We start from the raw sequence: 4,700 nt of genomic DNA, 5'->3' as shown, positions 1-4,700 counted from the left end.
GCCTTGCCGTCTTCGAGCGCGCGCAGACCCCCGAGGAACGCGGGCGCACCGACGAGATCGCCACCGCCGCCGAGCTCCAGCCGTCGGAGGCGGCCAGCCTGCGCACCCTCGGGAGAGCGTTCGGCCACGACTTCTGGGCGTTCCGCGACGACGACCGCGTCTGCCTGCTCGTGCGGCGCCAGTTCTTCTTCTCGTGGATGACGAGCTGCACCTCGGTGGACGGGTTCGCCGAGCACGGGCTGAGCCGTCGCATCGTCGCCGACGACATCCGCGACGGGGCGCGGCCGAGGCGCATCGGCCCGGGCGACGTGGTCGTCATGACGTGGGGGCCCGAGTCCATCGACCTGGAGTGGACGGTGGAACGCTGAGCGCCCGTTCGTAGACTGGAGGTCACGCACGGGAGGGGACGCATGCAGGCGCTGGTCGAGAGCGACATCCGCGAGTCGTTCGGCAATGCGAGCGACGCGGAGCTGGCGCAGCTCTCGCTGCCGCACGACTTCGTGCTCACGGAATGGGCGCACCTCGACGCGTTCGCGTGGCGCGACCCTCGCATCGAGATCCGCGGCTACCTCGTCACGGAGCTCGACGGGGCGGCGCGCGGCATCGTGCTGCGGGTCGCCGTCGCGAACGGCTCGCACCACCGCGCCGCGATCTGCAACCTCTGCCACACGCAGCAGCCCGCCGACCAGGTCGTGATGTTCTCGGCGCGCCGGGCGGGTGCCGCGGGGGAGCGGGGCGACAGCGTCGGCACCTACATGTGCAGCGACCTCGCGTGCCAGGAGACCGTGCGGCTCGGGCGCCCGGCCGCGCCCTCGGAGGTGCTGCCGAGCGTGCAGGAGCTCGAGCGCATCGAGGGGCTCGCCCGTCGCACCCGCGCGTTCGTGGCCGACGTGCTCAGCACCGCGTAGGGCCGGTCACGGCGACGGATGACTCGGGTGCCAGATCGGGCGACGGATGCCGGTGGCGCGCATCAGCGCGCGGCATCCGGGGTCAGCGGCTCGAGCGTGGCGCGCTTCGCGGTGCGACCGTCACCGGAGGATCGGCCCGTGAGCCGCCGACCGATCCACGGCAGCACGAACTCGCGGTAGTACGCGGCCGTGTTGCGGCTGCGGGCGCCGGGCGGGGCGGCCGCGACCTCGGCGACGCCCCACTCCTCGGGGACGGGAACACCGATCGCCGTGAGCACGTTGCTCGCCACGCGTGCGTGCCCGAGCGAGTTGAGGTGCAGCTTGTCGGCCGACCAGTAGCGTATGTCGCGCAGCCCGCGATCGTTGAAGTTGTCGACGAAGGTCACGCCGGGCAGCTCGGCGAGGTCCTGGAGCGCGGCCGTGAGGCGCACGCCACGGGCGTCGAACACCTTGCCGAGCGGCAGGTGCTCGGTGGGGTTCGCGCCGCTCAGCATGAGCACGTGGATGCCCTCGTCGCGGATGCGGTGCACGGCCTGGCGGAATCGGCCGGCGACCCGCTCCTCGGGCATGCGCGGGCGGAGCATGTCGTTGCCGCCGCCGTTGAAGCTGATCACCTCGGGGCGGAGGGTGATCGCCGCCTCGAGCTGCTCGTCGACGATCGGCCCGAGCTTGCGCCCGCGGATCGCGAGGTTGGCGTAGCCGATCGGCTCCTGCGCCGCGAGCGCGAGGCCCATCGCCACGAAGTCGGCCCAGCCGCGCACCGATCCGTCGGGAAGCTCGTCGCCGACGCCCTCGGTGAAGCTGTCGCCGATGGCCGCATAGGAGTGGAACATGGGTTCAACGGTAGCGCGCGGCACCGCGGCATCCACCCGCCGTGGGGGTGGATGCCAGGCCGGATCAGTGCGCCTGGTGCTCCTGCTCGAGGACGCAGTCGGCGCCGGGATAGAGCAGCGTCTCGTGCCCGTCGTCGAAGCGCACGAGATAGGGCGGACCCCCGTCGGCACCGCGCACCTCGAGCACCTCACCGTGCCGGTCGGCCTGCCCGACCTGCTTGCCGTGGATGACCAGTCGATCGCCCTTGACCGCTTGCATGGGGTCTCCCTCCCGCGCTCGTTCCAGCGTACGCCGGGGTCCGCGGGGCGGGTAGGGGTGGCGGATGCCGCGGGCCGGGAGGAGATCTGCGCCACGGGAGGAGGGCGCTCGTTCGGCGGACCTCCTGTCGAGTGATTCGCCTCCCGTGGCGCCCAGCCCATCGCGGGAGCGGGGCGCCCGGATCAGCGGTCGCCGCGGTCGGCGAGCCGGTTGACCGCCATGAACAGCCGCTGCTTCTTCGTGTTCTGGAACGCGGTGCAGCGCCACACGTCGCCGTCGCGCACCATGACGAAGGTCTGCACCTTGTCGTGCGGGATGCGGGCACGCGTGCCGATGCCGCCCTCGGTGAGCACGACGGCGACGTCGGGCGTCGGGAAGCGCAGGTCGAGCACCCGCATCGACATGCGGCTGCCGCGCTGCCACTTCTCGAAGACGGGCAGGTGGGAACGGCGGATCGCGTCGCGGCCCAGGTAGTGCAGGCCGACGAAGATCACGTAGGACGCGTCGTCGGTGAACTCTGCGGCGAGGGCGGTCGCGTCGCCCGCGTCCCAGGCGGCGCGCACGCGGTCGAGCGCGGCGAGCACGGCAGAGCGGTCGGATGCCGCGTCGCGGCCGGTCTGGCCGGTCTGCGTTGCGGGGCCCAGGGGTTCGGTGGTCTCCTTCATGCCTCCATCGTGGCATGCAGTCTGCATTAGTGCAACCTGCACTAATGCAGACTGCGCCGTAGACTGAGCCGGTGACCTCCGGAACCCAGTTGCAGCGCTCCGACCGCGACCTGCCCGCGCTCGCCGTGCTGGCCCTGCTGACCCGCGGGCCGCGCCACACCTATGACATGCACCGGTTCATGGTCGACACCCGCAAGGACTTCGTGGTGGGCCTGCCGCGCAGCCTCTACCACGCGGTCGACAAGCTCGAACGTGCGGGATTCGTCGTGCAGGCCGGCACCGAGCAGTCGTCGGGTCGGCCCGAACGCGTGCGGTACGCGCTGACCGAGGCGGGCACCGCCGAGCTGCGTCGCCGCGTGTCGCTGCTGCTCGCCACGCCCGAGCCCGACGCGACGCTGTTCTATGCCGCGCTCTCCTTCATGGGCGTGCTCGGGGGCGAGGAGGCCCTGGCTGCGCTGCGTGCCCGAATCGCCGGGCTCGACCTGCAGCGCGCCCGGCTCGACGGCGACCTCGCCGAGGCGGCCGGCGTGCCGAGGATCCTCCTCGTCGAGGCGGAGTACGAGCGCGCACGCCTCGCCGCCGAGCGCGACTGGACGGCCGGGCTCCTCGCCGAGCTCGAGTCGGGCGAGCTGGCCTGGCCCGACGACCTCGACGAGCTGCCCCCGGCCCGCTGACCGCCCCCCGCCGCCGCATCCGCTCCCGCCCCCGTGCCGTCGCGTGCAGCCGGTCTCCCTCGAGAGGACAGGATTCGCGGGTCCCGGCATCGCCCAACCCACCAAAAGCGTCCTCTCGGGTTCGGCGGCACGCACAGCGCGCTCCGAAGTGCATCGAGTGGTCGGGAACGGCTGGTTCGAGCGCCGCCGAAGCCGCCATTCGCGACCACTCGGCGGATGGGGAGGCGTGTCGCGGGCTCCCCGAGGCTCCCGACACCCTCAGCCGACCGCGAGCAGTGCGGCCCAGAGGTCGGCGCGGGCGTGGAACCCCGAGAGGTCGCGCCCGAGCAGCCGCTCGGCGAGGGCGACCCGGCTGCGCACGGTGTGCCGGTGCACGCCCAGCGCCTGCGCGGTCGCGTCGAACTGGCCGCCGTGCTCGAGCCAGGCGCGCATCGTGGCGACGAGGGCGGTGCCGTTCGCCTCGTCGTGCGAGGTCAGCGGCGCGAGCGTGGCGAACGCGACCGCGCGCGCGTCGGTGCGGGCGAGGAACGCGAGCACGCCTTGGCGGCTGATCTCGTCGAACGCCACGACGCCCGAGCCGGTCTCGCGGGCACGCTCCAGCGCACGCAGCGCCTGCTCGTGCGCCATGGCCGTGCCATCGGCGACGACCGCGTCGGAGACACCCACGGGCAGGCCGAACTCGGTCGCGAGCTCGTCGGCGAGGCCGGCGTCGGCCTCCTCGAGCACGAGCACCACGGTGTCCTCGTCGCGGCCGAAGAAGAGCCGCCCGCCGCGCTCCTCGACCCGCAGCTCGAGCAGGTCGGTGAGGCGATCGACGTGGGCGGCAGCGGCATCCGTCACCGCGACCCGCAACGGCGCAGCGGGAAGCGGGCCCCACATCTCGACGGCCACGCGCGCGGCGAGCTCGGTGTCGCCGGCGAGGATGCCGCGCAGCAGGCCGGTTCGCAGGTGCCCTCGCGCACGGTCGAGCGTGCGGTTCTGCTCGAGCGCCAGCCCGGCGAGGGCGATGACGGCGTTGACCACCTCGCGACCCGCCGCGTCGAGTTGGGGGGAGTCGCCGATGGCAAGCACCCCGCGCAGGGCGCCGCCTGCGCCGAGGGTCTGCAGGGTGAGGCGCTGCGGCTCGCCCACGGCGTCGCCCGCGACCAGGGTGCGGCTGGCTCGCTGCCCGCGGCGCAGCATCGAGCGCGCCTCGCCGACGACCTCGCCGAGCGCCGGCTGTCCCAGTCCGTCGGACGGCGCCTCGCGGTCGAGCGACCCCGATGCGTCGACCAGGCCGACCCACGCCCCGAGGCGGTGCGACAGCTCGGCGAGCGTGGCCGAGAGCCCGTCGGGGCGCAGCGCTGCGAGCGAGATGGCGC

7 protein-coding genes are annotated in these 4,700 nt (G+C 73.5%); 3 read left to right on the top strand and 4 right to left on the bottom strand.

What is annotated here, in order from left to right; translation table 11 throughout:
• Together AC1DY2_RS15670 and AC1DY2_RS15665 are read left to right on the top strand one after the other, a co-directional pair.
• The coding region (locus AC1DY2_RS15670) for a hypothetical protein (protein ID WP_476763263.1) at positions 1 to 368 on the top strand (368 nt) is incomplete at its 5' end.
• A gap of 42 nt (positions 369 to 410) precedes the next feature.
• Positions 411 to 908 (top strand): FBP domain-containing protein, encoded by a 498-nt coding sequence (locus AC1DY2_RS15665; protein WP_476763262.1) that lies wholly within the window; start codon positions 411 to 413, stop codon positions 906 to 908.
• Positions 909 to 970: 62 nt separating this feature from the next.
• On the opposite strand, the gene AC1DY2_RS15660 is transcribed toward AC1DY2_RS15665, so the two are convergent.
• From AC1DY2_RS15660 to AC1DY2_RS15650, 3 genes are all read right to left on the bottom strand, one after another.
• Positions 971 to 1,741 (bottom strand): SGNH/GDSL hydrolase family protein, encoded by a 771-nt coding sequence (locus AC1DY2_RS15660; protein WP_476763261.1) that lies wholly within the window; start codon positions 1,739 to 1,741, stop codon positions 971 to 973.
• Between the two features lie 64 nt (positions 1,742 to 1,805).
• The gene (locus tag AC1DY2_RS15655) at positions 1,806 to 2,000 is read right to left on the bottom strand and encodes a DUF1918 domain-containing protein (RefSeq protein ID WP_476763260.1); all 195 of its coding nucleotides are present in this window, start codon (positions 1,998 to 2,000) and stop codon (positions 1,806 to 1,808) included.
• Between the two features lie 182 nt (positions 2,001 to 2,182).
• On the bottom strand, positions 2,183 to 2,665 hold the full coding sequence (locus AC1DY2_RS15650; RefSeq protein ID WP_476763259.1) for an SgcJ/EcaC family oxidoreductase: 483 nt from the start codon (positions 2,663 to 2,665) through the stop codon (positions 2,183 to 2,185).
• Between the two features lie 71 nt (positions 2,666 to 2,736).
• Between AC1DY2_RS15650 and AC1DY2_RS15645 the strand changes: the two genes are divergently transcribed.
• Complete coding sequence (locus AC1DY2_RS15645) at positions 2,737 to 3,339, top strand: PadR family transcriptional regulator (RefSeq protein WP_476763258.1); 603 nt, start codon at positions 2,737 to 2,739, stop codon at positions 3,337 to 3,339.
• A 258-nt stretch (positions 3,340 to 3,597) separates the two neighbouring features.
• Here AC1DY2_RS15645 and AC1DY2_RS15640 read toward each other — a convergent pair.
• The coding region (locus AC1DY2_RS15640) for a PucR family transcriptional regulator (RefSeq protein ID WP_476763257.1) at positions 3,598 to 4,700 on the bottom strand (1,103 nt) is incomplete at its 5' end.

Source organism: Agromyces sp. P1_H4 (assembly GCF_056405255.1).
Note: the sequence above shows the minus strand (reverse complement) of the source record. Positions and strands in the feature narration are given on the sequence as shown.

Excerpts from the sequence above, each read along its gene's own strand:
- AC1DY2_RS15665 (WP_476763262.1), top strand. The coding sequence starts at position 411 with ATGCAGGCGCTGGTCGAGAGCGACATCCGCGAGTCGTTCGGCAATGCG.
- AC1DY2_RS15660 (WP_476763261.1), bottom strand. The coding sequence starts at position 1,741 with ATGTTCCACTCCTATGCGGCCATCGGCGACAGCTTCACCGAGGGCGTC.
- AC1DY2_RS15655 (WP_476763260.1), bottom strand. The coding sequence starts at position 2,000 with ATGCAAGCGGTCAAGGGCGATCGACTGGTCATCCACGGCAAGCAGGTC.
- AC1DY2_RS15650 (WP_476763259.1), bottom strand. The coding sequence starts at position 2,665 with ATGAAGGAGACCACCGAACCCCTGGGCCCCGCAACGCAGACCGGCCAG.